This window comes from Streptomyces sp. NBC_01433, assembly GCF_026340105.1.
Lineage (GTDB): Bacteria > Actinomycetota > Actinomycetes > Streptomycetales > Streptomycetaceae > Streptomyces.
In genome coordinates this window covers 2,283,772-2,300,293 of the sequence record NZ_JAPEPM010000001.1, presented here as the reverse complement: position 1 = coordinate 2,300,293, position 16,522 = coordinate 2,283,772, and the positions used below count along the sequence as shown (strand labels likewise).

General features: G+C 68.8%; 14 protein-coding genes, 1 tRNA gene and 1 pseudogene. 7 read left to right on the top strand and 9 right to left on the bottom strand.

What is annotated here, in order from left to right:
- Positions 1-417 precede the first annotated feature (417 nt).
- The gene (locus tag OG413_RS10400; RefSeq protein ID WP_266804518.1) at positions 418-1,089 is read left to right on the top strand and encodes a bifunctional DNA primase/polymerase; all 672 of its coding nucleotides are present in this window, start codon (positions 418-420) and stop codon (positions 1,087-1,089) included.
- 950 nt (positions 1,090-2,039) lie between these two features.
- Here OG413_RS10400 and OG413_RS10395 read toward each other — a convergent pair.
- The 3 genes and pseudogenes from OG413_RS10395 to OG413_RS10385 form a co-directional block, all read right to left on the bottom strand.
- A complete protein-coding gene (locus OG413_RS10395) occupies positions 2,040-3,005 on the bottom strand; it encodes a DUF5926 family protein (protein ID WP_266804517.1) in 966 nt (321 codons plus the stop codon).
- Between the two features lie 371 nt (positions 3,006-3,376).
- A pseudogene (locus OG413_RS10390) lies at positions 3,377-4,006 on the bottom strand (ATP-binding protein).
- A gap of 53 nt (positions 4,007-4,059) precedes the next feature.
- Positions 4,060-4,887 carry a glycerophosphodiester phosphodiesterase gene (locus OG413_RS10385; RefSeq protein ID WP_266804515.1) on the bottom strand — a complete coding sequence of 276 codons (828 nt, stop codon included), beginning with the start codon at positions 4,885-4,887 and terminating at the stop codon, positions 4,060-4,062.
- A gap of 197 nt (positions 4,888-5,084) precedes the next feature.
- Here OG413_RS10385 and OG413_RS10380 point away from each other — a divergent pair, with 197 nt between their 5' ends.
- The 3 genes from OG413_RS10380 (at position 5,085) to OG413_RS10370 (ending at position 7,115) form a co-directional block, all read left to right on the top strand.
- A complete protein-coding gene (locus OG413_RS10380) occupies positions 5,085-6,587 on the top strand; it encodes a S1C family serine protease (RefSeq protein ID WP_266804513.1) in 1,503 nt (500 codons plus the stop codon).
- An 84-nt stretch (positions 6,588-6,671) separates the two neighbouring features.
- A tRNA-Ser gene (locus tag OG413_RS10375) sits at positions 6,672-6,758 on the top strand.
- Positions 6,759-6,896: 138 nt separating this feature from the next.
- Positions 6,897-7,115 carry a hypothetical protein gene (locus OG413_RS10370; RefSeq protein WP_266804511.1) on the top strand — a complete coding sequence of 73 codons (219 nt, stop codon included), beginning with the start codon at positions 6,897-6,899 and terminating at the stop codon, positions 7,113-7,115.
- A 468-nt stretch (positions 7,116-7,583) separates the two neighbouring features.
- On the opposite strand, the gene OG413_RS10365 is transcribed toward OG413_RS10370, so the two are convergent.
- Positions 7,584-8,141, bottom strand: a complete 558-nt coding sequence (locus tag OG413_RS10365; protein ID WP_266810045.1) for a GNAT family N-acetyltransferase — start codon at positions 8,139-8,141, stop codon at positions 7,584-7,586.
- Between the two features lie 86 nt (positions 8,142-8,227).
- Here OG413_RS10365 and OG413_RS10360 point away from each other — a divergent pair, with 86 nt between their 5' ends.
- Complete coding sequence (locus tag OG413_RS10360) at positions 8,228-9,085, top strand: hypothetical protein (RefSeq protein ID WP_266810043.1); 858 nt, start codon at positions 8,228-8,230, stop codon at positions 9,083-9,085.
- On the opposite strand, the gene OG413_RS10355 is transcribed toward OG413_RS10360, so the two are convergent.
- The 3 genes from OG413_RS10355 to OG413_RS10345 all read right to left on the bottom strand — a co-directional run bounded on the left by OG413_RS10355 (position 9,076) and on the right by OG413_RS10345 (position 11,313).
- A complete protein-coding gene (locus tag OG413_RS10355; protein ID WP_266804509.1) occupies positions 9,076-9,921 on the bottom strand; it encodes an aldo/keto reductase in 846 nt (281 codons plus the stop codon). The two genes, OG413_RS10360 and OG413_RS10355, sit on opposite strands and share 10 nt — an antisense overlap.
- A complete protein-coding gene (locus tag OG413_RS10350; RefSeq protein ID WP_266804507.1) occupies positions 9,855-11,066 on the bottom strand; it encodes a cupin domain-containing protein in 1,212 nt (403 codons plus the stop codon). The genes OG413_RS10355 and OG413_RS10350 overlap by 67 nt, the downstream gene beginning before the upstream one ends.
- A gap of 91 nt (positions 11,067-11,157) precedes the next feature.
- Positions 11,158-11,313: a hypothetical protein gene (locus tag OG413_RS10345; protein WP_157853303.1), complete on the bottom strand. Its 156-nt coding sequence runs from the start codon at positions 11,311-11,313 to the stop codon at positions 11,158-11,160.
- 744 nt (positions 11,314-12,057) lie between these two features.
- Here OG413_RS10345 and OG413_RS10340 point away from each other — a divergent pair.
- Entirely contained in the window at positions 12,058-13,416 is a 1,359-nt protein-coding gene (locus OG413_RS10340) for a hypothetical protein (RefSeq protein WP_266804502.1), read from the top strand.
- Here the strand turns inward: OG413_RS10340 and OG413_RS10335 are convergent.
- Positions 13,386-13,919 (bottom strand): NUDIX hydrolase, encoded by a 534-nt coding sequence (locus tag OG413_RS10335; protein ID WP_266804500.1) that lies wholly within the window; start codon positions 13,917-13,919, stop codon positions 13,386-13,388. The genes OG413_RS10340 and OG413_RS10335 overlap by 31 nt on opposite strands.
- Positions 13,920-14,153: 234 nt before the next feature.
- Between OG413_RS10335 and OG413_RS10330 the strand changes: the two genes are divergently transcribed.
- A complete protein-coding gene (locus OG413_RS10330; protein WP_266804498.1) occupies positions 14,154-14,945 on the top strand; it encodes a hypothetical protein in 792 nt (263 codons plus the stop codon).
- A 359-nt stretch (positions 14,946-15,304) separates the two neighbouring features.
- Here the strand turns inward: OG413_RS10330 and OG413_RS10325 are convergent, their stop codons facing one another.
- On the bottom strand, positions 15,305-16,411 hold the full coding sequence (locus OG413_RS10325) for a hypothetical protein (RefSeq protein WP_266804497.1): 1,107 nt from the start codon (positions 16,409-16,411) through the stop codon (positions 15,305-15,307).
- Positions 16,412-16,522 lie beyond the last annotated feature (111 nt).

Below are 16,522 nucleotides of genomic sequence, written 5' to 3'. Positions count from 1 at the left end.
GGCATGCTGGGTACGTAATCGATGATGAGCAGGGGCAGTTGTGATCAGCCCCGGAACCTGGCAGCGGGCCCGGACGTCCTTATCCGTGACGGTTACACCTCCGCCCCCGAGTGGCGGGGTTTGCACCAGGGACGGCTCGCGTGAGGCGCGTGCCACCCTCGCCATGATGTGGCCGGCCTCGATCCGGCTCGGCCGGTTCGACTCCGCCAGGCCGGTTCGACTTCGCTCAGTTCGACTCTGCTCGGTTCCACTCAAATCGGCTCCACTCTGCTCGGCTCGGCTCACGCTCGGTACCGACGGCTTGCCCGTACCGCAGAACTGTTGAGCATGTACGCACAGCGAAGAGACGCACACGTGCGGTAACGCCCACGTGGTGCGATGTGGACCTCGGCGTTCAACGGAAAGGAACGAGCGCTCATGCGCGAGATCCTCGGAAGGCGACGCAGGCTCCGGCGCAAGGGAGGCCCTGCCCAGCTCGACGCGGCGCTGACCTGTGCCACGGCATGGCAGTGGCCCGTGCTGCCCGGAGTCGGCTCTGCGGCGGCCGGTCCGCGCGGCGATCGCGGCTGCGCCTGCCCCGACCCCGAGTGCGCCGTACCCGGCGCGCACCCCTTCGATCCCGGACTCCTGGCGGCCACCACCGACGAGCGCATGGTGCGCTGGTGGTGGGCCAACCGCCCCACCGCTCCCGTCCTGCTCGCCACCGGAGGCCATGCGCCCTGCGCGGTGAGCCTGCCCGCCGTGGCCGGCGCGAGCGCGCTGACCGCCCTCGACCGCCTGGGCCTGCGCCTGGGGCCGGTGGTGGCGACGCCGACGCGGTGGTCGCTGCTGGTGGCCCCGTACACCCTGGAACGGCTCGGAGAGCTGCTGCACGCCAAGGACTGGGTGCCCAGTTCGCTGCGGTTCCACGGCGAGGGCGGCTATCTCCTCCTGCCGCCGTCCGAGGCGGGTGCGGGACAGGCGCACTGGGAACGGGTTCCGGGCCCCGGGACCGCGGCACCCTGGCTGCCGGATGTGGAGGCGGTCCTGGACGCACTGGTCGAGGCGAGCACCGGCGCACCTGACGGCGGCAGCAGACTCGCGTACTGAAACGGATCCGGGCGGCGCACTCGTACGGGTGTGAGCCGCCCGAGATCCGCGGTGAATCGGTGCTCGGCGTCCCGGCGCGGAGTATTCCGCCGATATCTTCGGCTCACCGTCAGGAATTCCCGGGCGGTCACCAGGCGCGGCCCCCGCGAATCTCCGCATGATCGGGTCCCACGGCTCCGGCGGTCGTCGCCGGACGACTTCCACCGGGCGCTTCTACGAGCGCTTCCGCGGGCCCTTCCGCAGGCCCTTCCGCAGGGATGCCGGGCGGTCCGGAACCGGTATCGGAAGCCGCGGAATCCCCTGCCTCAGTGGCAAAATCTGCTGGCGGCAGGCTTTCTGACGACCCTTCCGGTGACCTTTCCGGCGTACCCTCCGATGCCTCTTCTGCGGGAGTGCCGAATAGGAGTTCCGGCCCCGGACCATTGTCCGAATTCGAACGGTCCGGCGCCAAGGACGGCATCGGTGCGACCGGGGGGGCATCGCCGCGACGCGGCTGTTCCCCACCTGGACGGGTGACGTGCGACGTGGGCGAGGGGCGCGCGGGACGTGGACGCGTACGCACTGCCGCGCAGCACGATGGGCGCGCGGGGCCGAGGGCGAGGCGGCGTTGCTGCTGCTGCGCTTTGGGTCGAATCGACCGTCCCACGCATCGGATTGATGGGGGAGAGGCGGCGTTCCGGCGGCCCGGGGGCGGGGCCGAACGGCCGGTCCCGGCTCTGCGACGGGGCGCCGCGTACGAGGGCGCCGTACACGCGACGTATCCGGAACGCACCCGGAAATGAGGACGCCCGATCGCTGGCGACGGGGGATGCACCAGCGACCGGGCTTTTAGAACGGTAACAAGAGATCTCCCGTTCGCAAATTCGATCTCGCCTATTCGGACAGTGATTTACCTGTGGGTACGGGGAGTTGTGACGCGAGTCACCAGATGCCCACAGGTGTCGTCACTGTCAGCTGAGCGTCACTTGGCGGTTGGTGAGCCCGCCCCGCGCCCGGCGTTCCTCGGCGGTGAGGGGGGCGTCCGACGCGAGTGCCCCGGCCAGGCGCTCGGCGAACTCGACCGCGGGCTTCTCGCACGCCTCTGCGCCCATCGAGCTCGGCAGGTCCCAGACCGGGACCATCAGCCCGTGCGCCCGGAACGACCCGACCAGCCTGGTTCCTTCGCCGAGCGAGGAGGTGCCCGCGGCGTGCAGCCGGGCGAGGGCGTCGAGAAGCTGCTCCTCGGGGTGCGGCATGACCCAGCGCAGGTGGTTCTTCTCCGGGGTCTCGCACCAGTACGCGGCATCGACGCCGGAGAGCAGGGTGGTGGGGATCGCGGCGGCGTTGGCGCGCTCCAGGGAGGCGGACACCTCGGGGGTGGCGTTCTCCGCGTCGGGAACCCAGAACTCGAATCCGGAGTGGACGACCGGTTCGAACGCGGCGTCCGGGTCGAGCAGATCCTGGAGCCGCGGACCGTCGGCCGGCACCCGGCGGGCGGCGACCGGCGAACCCGGCTCGGTCTCCAGCGCCCGCTGAAGGGTGTCCGCGAGGTCCCGGCTGAGGTCCCCGGAGGAGGTGTCGTTCTGCAGGGCGAGCAGGACGGTGCCGTCGTCGCGGCGCAGGGCGGGCCAGGCCATCGGCAGGACGGTCGCGAGCGTCACGGACGGCACGCCCTCGGGCAGCCCGCCCTTCAGCGTCAGTTCGGCGGTGGCGGCGGGCACCAGCTCGCGCAGGGACACCCAGTCGCACTCACCGGCCAGGCCCTCGAAGGGGCGGTGGACGAGCTCGGTCACGGCGTGGGCGGCGGCGCGTCCGTGACACGCCTTGTAACGGCGGCCCGAGCCGCACGGGCAGGGCTCACGGGCCCCGACCACCGGGATCTCACCGTCCTTGAGCTGCTGCTTCCCGGCCTTGGTCTGAGGGCGCTTCTTGGCCATGGTGGGCATTCTCCCGTTTGCGACAGTGCGGTCTCGGCGCGAGCCTAGCCGCACGCGCCGACCCCCAGGGGCACACCCGCCTGTACGGCTGCCGCGACGACGCTGGAATCACTGCTGGAAGACCTGCCGGGAAGACCGGCTGCGAAGACCTGCCGCGACGACGCCGGAAGCACCGCCGCGACGACCGCGCCGGAACGAGCGGTGCAACAACCGCGGCGCGACAACCGCGGGCAACAACGGCGGCGCAACGACCCCGCCGCAACGGCCGCGCCGCGACGACCCCGCCGTAACGACCCCGCCGCGACAACCGCGGCGCACGACGGCGGCGCAACGACCCCGCCGTAACGGCCGTTGGGATTGCCCGGCCAGGTTCAGCTCGCGTCGTCGAAGGCGTCCGCGAAGTCCAGGCCGTCGAATCCGGCCAGCCCCCCGAGCCCGCTGAGCCGGTGCTGCTTGGCGGAGACCTTGGAGGAAACCTTGGCGGAGACCAGGGCCCAGACGGTGACCTCGCCCGAGGAGTCGTCCCGTACGCCCCATTCCTGGGCAAGGGCGCTGATGATGTTGAGCCCCCGGCCGCCCCGTGCCGTCACCGAAGGGGTGGCCGGGATCGGCCGAGTCGGTCCGCCCCCGTCCGTGACCTCGACGGTCAGCCCGCCCTTTCTGTCCACACGCCACGCGGCACGGATGTCGCCGTCACCGACGTCCGCCTGCCGCCCCAGCGGTCTGCCGTGCCGATACGCATTGCTGAGAAGTTCGGAAAGGATCAGAACCGCGTCGTCGACGACCGAATCGGATACCCCGTTGCCGCGCAACTGCTCGCGCATCCGATGTCTCGCCTGTCCCACGCCGGCAGGGCCATGGGGAACGGCCATGCTCGACGACGTGGGCACTTCTTGTGCCACCACAAACGCCACCCCCGAGACCTCCTTTGCCCCACGCCACGGATTGGATGCCCCGAGGGACCGGACCGGAAACCGGCCAAAGCATTACCGGTGACGCACTCGTAACGATCGGGCACGCAACGAGTGCGCTGGCGCACTCCCTATAACTGATCTTAAAGGCGGCCCAGTTGGGACAGGACCTGTTTCGGGCGATTTGTAATGATTGCCTCCACGCCGAGGCGCGCGCAGAGCTCGACATCCGCCGGTTCGTTCACCGTCCAGACGTGTACCCGGTGTCCCGCGCGGTGGAGCCGTTCGATGTAGCCGGGGTGACTGCGTACGATCCGCATCCCCGGTCCGGCGATCCGCGCCCCGGCGGGCAGTCGTCCGTCGCGCAGCCGCGGGGAGACGAACTGCATCAGATAGACGGTGGGCAGGGTGGGCGAGGCGGCCTGCACGCGGTGCAGCGAGCGTGCGGAGAAGCTCATGATGCGTACCGGCGAAGGGCCTTCGGCCGGAGGCGCGTCCAGGCCGAAGCGCTTGAGCAGCTGGAGGAGCCGTTCCTCGACCTGCCCGGCCCAGCGGGTGGGGTGCTTGGTCTCGATGGCCAGCTGCAGGGGCCGCCCGGCCGCCCGTGTCTCGGTGACCAGCTCCAGGAGGCGTTCGAGGGTGAGTACGGAGGTGAGCTCGCCCGGCACCGGATCCCAGTCCGGTGACTCCTCGCGGTCCTTCCAGGAACCGAAGTCGAGAGCGGCGAGGTCGGCGAGCTCCAGGGCGGAGACGGCGCCGCGGCCGTTGGACGTGCGGTTCACCCGGCGGTCGTGCACGCAGACGAGCTCTCCGTCCGCGGTGAGCCGGACATCGCACTCCAGGGCGTCGGCGCCGTCCTCGATCGCTTTCCGGTACGCGGCCAGGGTGTGCTCGGGGGCATCGTCGGAGGCCCCGCGGTGGGCGATGACCTGGATGGGCGTGTGCGGGGTGTGCTGCCGTGCGTGGGTCACCGAGCCATGGTGTCACCGTGACACGGCGGGTGCGCGCACGTTGTCATGGAGGACGGTTTTGTCTGATGTAAAGATTGGTGTGCGGATGCACAGGTCCTGCTTACAGTGGCCTGACGTGCTGTGGGAAAAGCTGACCGCAGACACGTGCACAGCGGATCTCTTGCCGAATGCCGAGTGGAACCGAGGAGTAAAGAGCTGTGAGCACCGAGAACGAGGGCAACGAGGGCGCCGCGGTTCCGGCCGTACCGTCCGTTCCGTCCGCACCTCCAGTGCCGGCCGCCGCTCCCGAGAACACCCCTGACGGAGTCACGCCCCCGACGGCGGCCGCCTCCGTTCCGGATTCCGGCGCGGACGCCACCACCTACCAGGAGCAGTCGCGGCCCCAGTCGCAGCCGACGTCACCCCCGTCGCCCGGCCACCAGCCGTACCCCGCCCCGCAGCCCCTGGCCCCGCAGCCCCCGGCCGCGGCGGGCGCCTGGCCGCCTCCCCCGCCCGCCGTCCCGTCGTACGCCGGTGGTGGCGGCGGTGGCCCGGTGTGGGGTGCCCCGGTTCCTCCGTCGCCGGACGCGCCGCGCAAGCCCCGGGCGAACGGTCTGATCGCGGCCGTGGCCGTGGCGGCGCTCGTCGCGGGGGGCATCGGCGGCGCCCTCGGTTTCTGGGCGGCCGACCGCAACGGCGACGGCTCCTCCAACGGCTCGACGACCGTCGCGGCCTCCGACACCCCGAAGGACCTCAGGCGCGCGGCCGGCACCGTGGCCGGAGTCGCGGCGAAGGCACTGCCCAGCGTGGTCACCATCGACGCCCAGGGCGGCGACGGCGAGGGCGGTACGGGCACGGGCTTCGTCTACGACAAGGAGGGCCACATCCTCACCAACAACCACGTGGTGGCCTCCGCGGCGGACAGCGGCCAGCTGACGGCGACGTTCTCCAACGGCAAGAAGTACGACGCCGAGGTGGTCGGCCGGGCACAGGGCTACGACGTCGCCGTGCTGAAGCTGAAGAAGCCGCCGTCGGGTCTCGCGCCGCTGGCCCTCGGCAACTCGGAGAGTGTCGCGGTGGGCGATTCGACCATCGCGATCGGTGCCCCGTTCGGCCTGTCCAACACGGTGACCACGGGCATCATCAGCGCGAAGAACCGCCCGGTGGCCTCCGGCGACGGCTCCAGCAACAAGAACTCCTACATGAGCGCCCTGCAGACCGACGCCTCGATCAACCCGGGCAACTCCGGCGGCCCGTTGCTCGACGCGGGCGGTGCGGTCATCGGGATCAACTCGGCGATCCAGTCGACCAGCGGCGGCAGCGCCGGGCAGTCCCAGGCGGGCTCCATCGGCCTCGGCTTCGCCATCCCGATCAACCAGGCGAAGAACGTCGCCGAGCAGCTGATCAGGACCGGTCAGCCGGTCTACCCGGTGATCGGCGCGACGGTCACGATGGAGGAGAAGACCGGCGGCGCGGCGATCTCGGCCGCGGGCGCGAGCGGCACCGCCGCGGTCACCCCGGACGGCCCTGCGGCCAAGGCCGGTCTCAAGGCGGGCGATGTGATCACGAAGTTCAACGACACCGTGGTCGACAGCGGCCCGACCCTGATCGGCGAGATCTGGACCCGTAAGCCGGGCGACAAGGTCACGCTCACCTACAAGCGCGACGGCAGGACCGCAACGGCCGAAGTCACCCTGGGCGAGCGCAAGGGCGACAGCTGACCGGCTAGGCTGTCCCACGCGTCGAACCGGCCGTGGGGCCGGGCGAACCGTCGGGTCTCGGGGCTCGACGGGGCGATGACGCGGGGTGGGTTGCCCGAGCGGCCTAAGGGAACGGTCTTGAAAACCGTCGTCGCAGCGATGTGACCGTGGGTTCAAATCCCACACCCACCGCAGGTAGCGCGATGAGATCGGCCCCTGACCAGCCAACTTGGTCGGGGGTCGTTCTCGTGTGGTCGCACCGCGATTGCCCGCAGTTCCCCGTAGCTTCCCGCTCGATCGGGCACGTGAGGGGCACGGTAGCCTCGCGGCATGAACGCACAGCCACGGATCGGCTCCGTCTGGGCTCGACGCGTCCCGGATTACCCGCAGCACGACCGCGACTTTCGTGTGACTGGGGTGTTCACCAAGGGGGATGTTACTTACGTCGAGGTTGAGGATCTCGAAGGCGGCTCGCTGAGTAGGGGACTGCTTGGGTACATGCTCGACTACGCGAAGCCCGTGACTGGCGACGACAGTACGGCGTACTGATCCTCAGCCTGCACCTCGTCGAGCCTCCCCTAACCCACCACTCAGCCCAGCTCCCATCCCGTCCGCCTCCGACCCACACACCGTGGAGCGGTCGCGGTTCAGGGCGTCAAGGTGGAGCGCGCCACTGTACGAACGACCTTGACGCCCTGGGCCGTGACTGCTCGGCTTTGCCTGGGTCGGAGGTGGTCGGGATGGGAGCCCACGACGCTCGCCACGTTCCGGCCTGCACTCGCGAACGGCGCCCCCACCATCCCGGAGTCTTCGCGCCCCCGCCGGAGGCATCGTCTTGAAGCCGCGGGCTTGGTTCTCGGCTCATGCCCCACGGGCCTACACAGCGGGCGCGCGTCGGCGGCGGCAGCGCCGAGCGGGCCGGAGGCAGGAGCGCGGGCGCAGCCAGAGCCGGGAAGCGCGCCCGGCGGAGCGGAGCGCAGTCGGGTGCCTTGATGAGGTAGAGAAACCTGTAACAGCTCAGCCTGCAAAGGGCTGTGGGCTCGGCGTCTGGTCCTCGAATCCGTGCTTGGCTGCTTGGGCGGGCCGTTGGGCGAGCCAGCCTGAGACGCGTGGCCCGCCGTTGATGGCGCCGCCTTCCCGAACGGTCCGAACGTACTCGAAGCCGTGCCGGAGGTAGTAGCGCTGAAGTGCAGTGTTGTTCGTCCAGGCGTCCAGGCGGAGCCACTTTGCTGACGCTTGATAAGCGCGGTCTCCTGCCCACTCCAGGAGTCTTCCTCCGAGGTCCTCACCGGCGTAGTCGCGAGACACCGTCAGCTTGTTGACGAAGATGGACGCTTCCCTCAACTCCTCAGGCGACCACAACCCCTCTTCTGCCTCCGATGTAAGGGTGATGGTCCCAGCAGTTCGGTTCCCGTCGCGAAGCATGAACACGGTCCCGGCCTCGATGGTCGCCAAGAGACGATCTGCGGGATACGGACGGCTCCACTGATCGCTGCCCAGCTTGCTAATCCAAGATGCGGCTTCAATCCGGAATGTCAGGAGCTGGTCCAGGTCGTCAGAGGTGGCGCTGGTGATTCTCGGTGACGTGTTCCACGTTGACGGACGGATCGTGTTGGCAGCCCTCTTCCTGCTACGGTCATCCGCTCGCCGAGGAGGTCATGATGAACGGATCCCTGCCCGTTGCTGCCCAGGTGGATCTACGTCGCCAGCCGGTTGAAGACGTGTTGGAGCGAGTGGAAAAGGCTCTACACGTGCGGTTGGTTCGGGAGGTCTTGGTGCGCAAGCGCCGTTCCTTGGGGGGCCGTACGGATCGGGGCACGTGGGTGCGTATCGAGCGGCGGGGATTCGAGCGGATCGGCCCGCAGGGCTGGAACGGGACCGAGGCTGCTGCCGTGCTGCAAGGTGTCGCGATGCCCGAGTGGTACCAGGGTGTGGCGTGGCGCGAGCCGGGCGAGCCGGTGATGTGGCGCGCGGATGAGCTGGAGCTGCTTCCGTCGCCGTCTGTTGGCAAGGGCGCCCTGGTGCTCGAAGACCCGGGCTTGCCGGACAACTGGTGGGAGGCGTTGAACGCTTCGTTGGACGCGCTTGCCTCACAGCAGACGCCGCGGATCGCGACGCCGGACACGGTGACGATCACGCAGGAACAGGTGACCCAGACCCTCGGGGCAGTCTTCCCCGGGGTGGCCGATACGCGGATCGAGCGGTGGGCGCCGGCTCATGCGGATCTGACCTGGGCCAACGTGATGGGACCGGAGTTCTCCCTCATCGACTGGGAGGACTGGGGCATGGCGCCCTGGGGCCTGGACGCCGCAACGCTGTGGGGCAACGCGCTTGCCGTCCCGGGTCTCGCGGACCGTGTCCACCGGGAGCGGCGTACGGACTTGGAGAGCCGGGACGGCAAGCTGATGTCGCTGTTCTTCCTGTCGAAGATCGTCGGCCCTTATGCCTACGAAGAGGATCCACTGCTGGCGTCGGCCCGGAGGGAAGCCGAGCGCCTGGTGGCGGAGCTTCAGCTCTGACGGTGTCCGTCGAGGGCCCGCAGGTACTGACTGACGGCGGCGGTGTCCACCTCCGTGCCCAGGGCCTGGAGCAACTGGGCCAGGTGCCTGGGGTCGTCGGTGCCGACCGCCATCGCGGAGGTGGTGGGCAGGTGGAACGCGGTCCGGAACGCCGCCTGTATGCGGGACAGATCGCCGTGACTCGGTCGCAGGAACGGCCGGGGGTCGAATTCTTCCCACGCTTTTCGGTGGCCGCCGCCGAAGGGACTCATGCCCCAGGTTTTGCCCGGCTGCCAGGCCGTGCGCAAGACGGTTGTGGCGTCGAGTAAGTCGATGCCTACGAGGAGCCCGGCCCGGACCATCAGGACGTCCGGAGACGGCAGGTCGTCCACCCGGACCATGCCGAGTGATCGGGTATCCCAGGAAGCCACACCCCAGGCGCCGCACAGACCGTCGCGGGCGGCGTCGGCCAGAGCGGTGCAGGCGCTGCCGAGGAGGGCGTGGCCATCGGCCGGGGACAGGGCCGCGAGGCTCCGTTCGGGGTTGTGGAGGAGCACGGTGTCAGGTTCCCTGCCGAGTTCCCGGGCCGCTCGCTCGACGGCCAACCGCAGCCGGACCGGATCAAGGGAGTGCTCCGCACCTCCAGCGCTCGGGAAGAAGCCCACCTTCGTGGAGAGGGCGAACTTCGGCAGCAGATCGGCCGCCGTCTCGGCCAGCACTGTGTGCGAGCGAAAGCCGAGGTAGGGAGCCGCAGTGTCCAGGGCGGTGACGCCGAGGTCGAGGGCGGCCGTCAGGATGCCGCGTTGGTGACGAGACCGGTGTAGGCCGAGGACAAGGCGGGGGTCAGCTCCGTGCACAGTTCCTCCTTTACCAGGATCTCGGCGAGCTGTTCCACGTCCAGGCCGGTCTTCTCGGCGGCGTCGGCGATGTCGACGGGGTGGCCGCTCAGCAGCAGGGCGAGAGCGGGGTACGCCTTGCCGGCGAACGTGAGCTTCTTGCCTGCGGCGAGTACGTCCACGGTGTCGTGGTGCTGTTCGATCACGGGCTCGAAGTCGGTGACGCACACGACGGCCGCGGGCTTGCCGAACAGGCCGGTGGCCGGGACGTGCCGGGCGGCCAGACGTTCCCGCTCGCGGGCGGCGAAAAAGTCCTGCGGGGTCAGCTTCGTAGCCATCTCGGAGACGGCGTCGGCCAGGAGCTGCTGCTGTCCCTCCCACTGGCCGGGGGAGTTCCAGCGGTCCAGGTCGTACCGGAACAGGTCCTGCGTGCGGGCCTGGTCGGCTAGCCAGGACAGCCAGTTCACGCCGACACGCTTCACGATGCCGAAGGTGGCGTGCAGGCTGTAGCCGTCGCCCTGGTCGTCTCGGGTGGCCTGGTGCCAGAAGCCGCGCGGGATGTGCATCACGTCGCCAGGCTCCATGACGCCCTGCCACACGATTTCCTCGCTGGGCTCGGAGTTGGGGGCAGAGTCGCGGTACATCGGAACCCTGCGCGAGGTACCGCGGACTTCCCAGCTCTTGCGGCCGGCGAGCTGGACGATCACGGTGTCGTGGTCGTCCCAGTGCAGCTTGAAGCCGCTGGCGTCCTGGGTGGTCAGGTAGGCGTTCACCTGCACCAGCTCGCGGGCCCACCACTGGAGCGCACGGCAGGTGGCCTCCATGGCCGGGTCGAAGAAGTCGACCTCGTCCAGGACCATGGTGCAGCCCTCGTGCATCAGCCCGCCGACGCGGCGCATGTCGGCCATGGGGATGGCCTGCCCCCGCCGGGTGACGGAGGGCTGAATGTAGCGGCCGGGGTGCAGTTCGGCTCCGTCCTGGAAGATGCGGAACTGGGGTGTGGTGACGCTGCGGCGCATCACCAGGTCCAGCAGTTTCTTGGGGTTGAGCAGGCGATCGAGCAGATCAAGGTCCTCGATCGTTCCCCGGGCGAAACCGGCTCCGAGTGCACCGGGCCCGTCCCAGCCGAGGGCCTTCTCCAGTGCGGTGACGAAGTGGTGGTCCATGTGTTCCTCCGGTCGGCGTCATGGCGAGTGAAGGCCGGGGGCCCGCCGTGGATGACGGGCCCCCGGGTGGTGCTGTGGCGTACTGGTGGGGCTACTCCTGCGGGAGGTTCAGGCCGTCGCGGTTCTCGCCGTCGTCGCCCGCGGAGGTGCCGGTGGAGTCGGACTCCGCCGCTGCAGCGGTGAAGCGGTCCTGGACCTTGATCAGGCTCTCGACGCCGATCAGCAGGTCTTCCTTCTGCGCTGCCATGTGTGTCTCCATTTCCTGGAAGTCCAGGGCCGACGGATGCCGGCCCAGCCCCGATGGGGCGTGCCTCGCCAGTCCTTTGTTCCCGGGCCGGTGAGGAGACGGGGGTGGCGCGAGGCCACGGATCGTGCGAAGGCGGGATTCGTGCCGGAAGCCGGTTGCCGGTCAGCGGCCGGGATCACCAGCGATGGCCAGGGTGACCACCAGGACGGTGACGACGGCGGCGTAGAGGAGCACGGCGAGCTGTTGGCGCCAGCCCCGCGGAGCTCGACCACGTACCCGGGAATCCCGTTCTAAAGGAGCTCTCAACGTCGGAAGGCGGCCACTACGCCGACCCCGGCGCGATGGATGCCGGCTGAAGGGCACGGACCGACGACGAGGTACCGCCGCAGCGGGGGCATTCGCACGGGGGGTAGCGGCCGGGGTTGGAGAGGATGTCGAACGGGTCGCCTTCCAGGACCCGCGAGCGCGGCGACCATGTCCGGCCCGAGTCCCGCGATACCCGGATGTTCATCAGGACGCGGGGCTCTATGCCCAGGTCAGGGGTTGCCCCGAGTGCCGTTCGCTCTGTGTCAGGAGTGCCCGCCGAATCGTTCAAGGCGGTCGTCCTCGGTCGCTTCGCCATGTCCAGAAGGATCGCGATCAGGACGACGAGCCAGAAAGGCCCAGCGGATTACCCAACTTGGGTAACATCACGATCGGTTGAGACTTTGAAGCGATCCGTAGTCTTCCTCCGGAGCGTGCCCGATGCCCGAGACGCGTCGTACGAAGGAACTACCAGTAAGTCTGCTCACCGAGCCCGAGATGATCGACGCGTGCCGCGTGCGCGACTTTGCGAGGGTCTTTCGCCTGGTCAAGACTCGGGCCGGCATCTACCCGTCGATGATCGCGCGGCAGTGCGAGCTGACGCCGAGCCGAGTGGGTGAGGTGATCGCGGGTCAGCGACAACTTCTCCACATGGAAGTGATCGAGCGGATCGCCGATGGATTGCGTATCCCGGGGCACATGCTCGGGCTTGCCCGCCGCACGTGGGAGACGCCGGCTGTCTTGGCCGTGGCCGAGCGGGAACGGCCGGAGTTCGGTCACGTGCCCGTTGAGCCGAAGCTCCTCAGCGCCCTACCTGGCGTGGAGGTGGACAGCATCCTGGCCCTGGCCGCCGGGACCAACCCGAGCCCATCCACATTGCACGCTCTGCGTTCTTCGATCGAGGACTACTGGCGTCGCGACGACGAGCACGGGGGCGAGACGCTTCGACCCGCTGTCGTCGGCCAGCTGCGATATGTCGAAGGGTTACTGAAGGACCAGCGGCCCGCGCCGATCCAGCACGGCCTGTACGGCATCGCGGCAGAGCTGGCGCGGCTGACCGGGTGGACGTACTTCGATGCCCGGCAGTACCACCAGGCTCGCGCGTACTTCTCGGAGGCTCTGCAACTGGCCAGGGAGATTGACGACCATCCCTTCATGGCCAACGTCCTGGCCTGCATGAGCCTGCAAGCGACCTACCAGGATAAGCCAGCGGATGCGCTTGCACTGGTGTCCGCCGCCCAAGACCAGGCCCGGGCAGCCATCGGCACGACGCCGAGAGTCCGGGCCATGCTGGCCATGCGTGAGGCGTTCGCCCATGCGACCTTGGGTGACCGGACAGCGACCCACACCGCGATTTCGGAGGCGCAAAGTCAGTACGGCCGGATCAAGGCGGACGACCCGGATCCGGCATGGGTGACGTACTTCGATGAGCCGAAGCTCATCGTGGATACGGGCATCGCACACGGCCGTCTCGGCGAGGCGGCGATTGCCGAACCGTTGATCGCGGATGCACTGGAGCGGGAGGACCCCGCGAACCAGCGGGGCCGGGCGTTCCATGCCTTCTGGCTCGCTCGTACTCAGCTCCAACGCGGCAAGCTTGACCAGGCGTGCCACACGGCGATCGAGGCACTGGAGCCCGCCGCAGCCGTGTCGTCTGAGCGGGTGACCGGGCACCTTCGCGAGTTCTACGAGCAGCTTGCGCCGTATCGCGAGGTGCCGGCCGCGGTTGCTTTCGAGGTACGTCTACGAGCGATGCTTCCCCCACAGGGTCAGCGAACCCCTTCGTTCATCAGGACGTAGAGAAGGCCGACCAGGGAGCCGCTGCTGACGATCTCGCGGCGGTCGATCATGCCCCGGATGTTCGCCAGTGGGATCCACTCGATCCGGTCTGACTCGTTCTTCTCGGTCGGTGGCCCGTCGTACATGGCGCCGTCGGCGCGGAACAGGTGGTGTTGGGAGTCGGTGATGCCGTTCGCCGGTTCGGCGTAAATCAGCGGCTTCATCGGGCCGGGACGCCAGCCGGTCTCTTCGCGGACCTCACGGGCGGCAGCCTCGCCAGGGGTCTCGTCCGCCTCCACCAGACCCATGGGCAGTTCCCAGGCCCACGCGTCCGTGATGAAGCGGTGGCGCCACATCATCAGGACCTCTTGGCGGTCGTTGATTACGGCGGCCACGGCCAAGTGGCGGAGTTTGACGACGTGATGTTCCCATCGGTGCCCGTCCGGCGTCTCGACGTCGGTGAGCCACAGGTTCACCCAGTTGTTCTCATAGATCGGACGTTCCCCGTGGATCTTCCACTGCATCGCTGCGGCCCCTCTCGATCGGCCTCCAGCATCGCAGAACCCGGGCTAACTAGGGCTAACTAAGGCTAGGTTCAGTGGGGATTAATGTCATGCCGACGAGAATCTGAGTGCTGAGTCGTTGAGAGGAACCTTCGGCGCTTCCCAGCCAGTAAGACTGACCGTCAGTCCCCAGATGTGAGACATGATGTTGCCCGCCGAGACGGATCCGTCAGGGGGGTGGCAATGGAGCCGCAAGTGGTCACGCCAGAGGAAGTCGAGACCGCAGAGACCGCGACGGCACTGGCGCAGGCGCCAGAGAAGCCGGGGAACCTCACGAGGCTGAAGCTCAGTCCGTTGGGGAACCGTCCCTACAAGTGCCCTGAGGTCATACCTGCCTGGTGGAAGCTGCGCAGCACGCACAGCAGCGTGTCTGGGCTGTTCGACACGCTGCACCTAGTCCGACGTGAGCGGTCGCAGCAGAACAAGGCCGAAACTAGGGGACGCCTCCACTCTGATGCGCAGGACCTGCTGCGTGCCGCCATTGTGTTCACCTCGGCTGGTGTGGACGCCTCGGTGCAAGCCCTCATAGAGCACGCTGTCCCAGAGCTGATCACGCGCCCAGGCACGCCGAGGGACAAGTACGAGACGTTCGTGGAGGAACAGGCGAGAGCGCCGAAGGTCGAAGACAGCTTCCTAGCCGCGCTGAAGTCGCAGGATCCGCGGCCGGAACTGCTCAGCCTCTACGTGCAGAGCAAGACCAAGGCCAGCTTTCAGGGCAGTGGTGATCTTCGGACCCGTGCCGCATCCTCGCTCGGGATTACAAACCAGCAGGTACCCAAGGGACGCTTCACCTCGCTGGATGTCTTCTTCACGGCAAGGAACGACGTGGCGCACCGACTGGACATGGATGACGTCACCAGAGCTGATGCCGCACCTCCCAGGAAGCCTCGCGTTCAGGAAGAAGTGCGCTCGATGTGCGACGAAGCGCTTCTCCTCGTCCGTGACCTGATCAAGGAGACCGCGGTGAATCTGGCTGCCTGCCGCTGAGAGCCGTGGGCCTGCGGGCGAGCAAGCATGGGTGACCTCCCGAGATCCCCAGCCGCTGCCGGTGAGATTGCGAGGAACCTGGGCCAATGGACCAGGTGTGGACCGCCGGAGGCCGGGGAATGTGCAGGTCATCCACGAGGTAGACGCCTCCAGCAGCACCCTCTTGAAAACCTTCGTCGCGGCGATGTGACCGTGGGTTCAAATCCCACACCCACCGCCATGAATACGGCCCCTGACCGGGTAAATCGGTCAGGGGCCGTTTCGGCACGCGGTGGGGTTCGTTCGGCACGATCGGCCGAGTTCAAGAGGACCAACGGCCATAAGAACGGACGTTGGTCCGGTTCGGGCGGGGCGAGGAGTTATGGCTGCCGCGGGGCGGTGGAAGGTGTCGGCCGGAGGGCGCCCAGGACCTGGGGCATCGTCTTCTTGCGGGTGATGATCAGTACCGGTACGCCGCCGTCCTCGCACTCCAGGACCCAGCAGTGGTGGTCGGGGCGGCCGGGGTCCGTCAGATAGGGCGGCCGGACGCGGACCGGGGTCAGGGTGGACGGGACCTCTCGGCGGAAGGCGGCGCCGGTCGGGTCGGGGGTCGACGCCAGCAGAGCCGGGCCGGCCACCAGGTAGCCGCCATCGCCCGCGTACGGGATGTCGCCCAGGACCGTACCCAGGAAGCAGTGTTCCGTGGTGGGCACGGACGGCGTCACCGCGATGGTGTCGTCGTTGTCGTCGCTCCTTCGTCGCCGGAGGAGCAGGGCGGCCACCCAGCAGGCGGCCAGGACCACGGGGACGGACAGGCCGACGAGCCGGAACGCCGACCCGGCGCTGTCGGTCAGCCACGGCGCCGCAGCCGCGAGCGCGGTGAGGCAGAGCGCTCCCGCGACGGTGAGATTGACCTGCCAGGAGAAGGCTCTGACCGAGGCCCGCGAGCGTCGGGCCGCCACGTACATGCCCGACGTGAGGAGCAGCCCGTAGAAGCCGAGGCCCAGGCCGAAGGCGAGGGGCATCCGGTAGTCGTCGCGCGGGTCCGCGTTCGTGTACCGGCGTGTGGACTCGAAGTCGACGTACCGGATCCGGTCGCGCCAGTACGTGACGTCGACGCGCGTTCCCGGCCGGGTGACCGGGTGTTCGTCCGGGCTGCCCGCGAGGCGGGTGCGGGTGGATGTTCCGTCCGCCTCGGTGACGTACAGCCAGTACTGGGCCGTCTTCCGGCCCTGCTCCACTTTCTCGGCCCGGTCGATCCGCGCCTCGACGGTCCGCAGGCAGTCGTCGCCCCGGGCGCCCGGAACGCTGTCGTCCGAGGCGCACCCGACCGCCGACCTGAAGGCGCGTTCCTCGTCGAGTGCCCCGCGCATGGGCACCAGCAGCAGCCACGCCGCCACCAGTACGCACAAGGAGCCGAACACCGAGGCGGCGAGCGTCGCCGTGCGGTTCCTCCGGGTGGGCGGGTCGGTCTTCGCGAGAGTCACCCGGGCATTGTCCGGCGGTGACGGCCGAGCGGGACCGGGTGAGGGCGGGCACCTGTGCGGTGCCGCTCGCTGCCGGGAACCGGCAATGCGGACATGCTGCTCGGCCCGGTC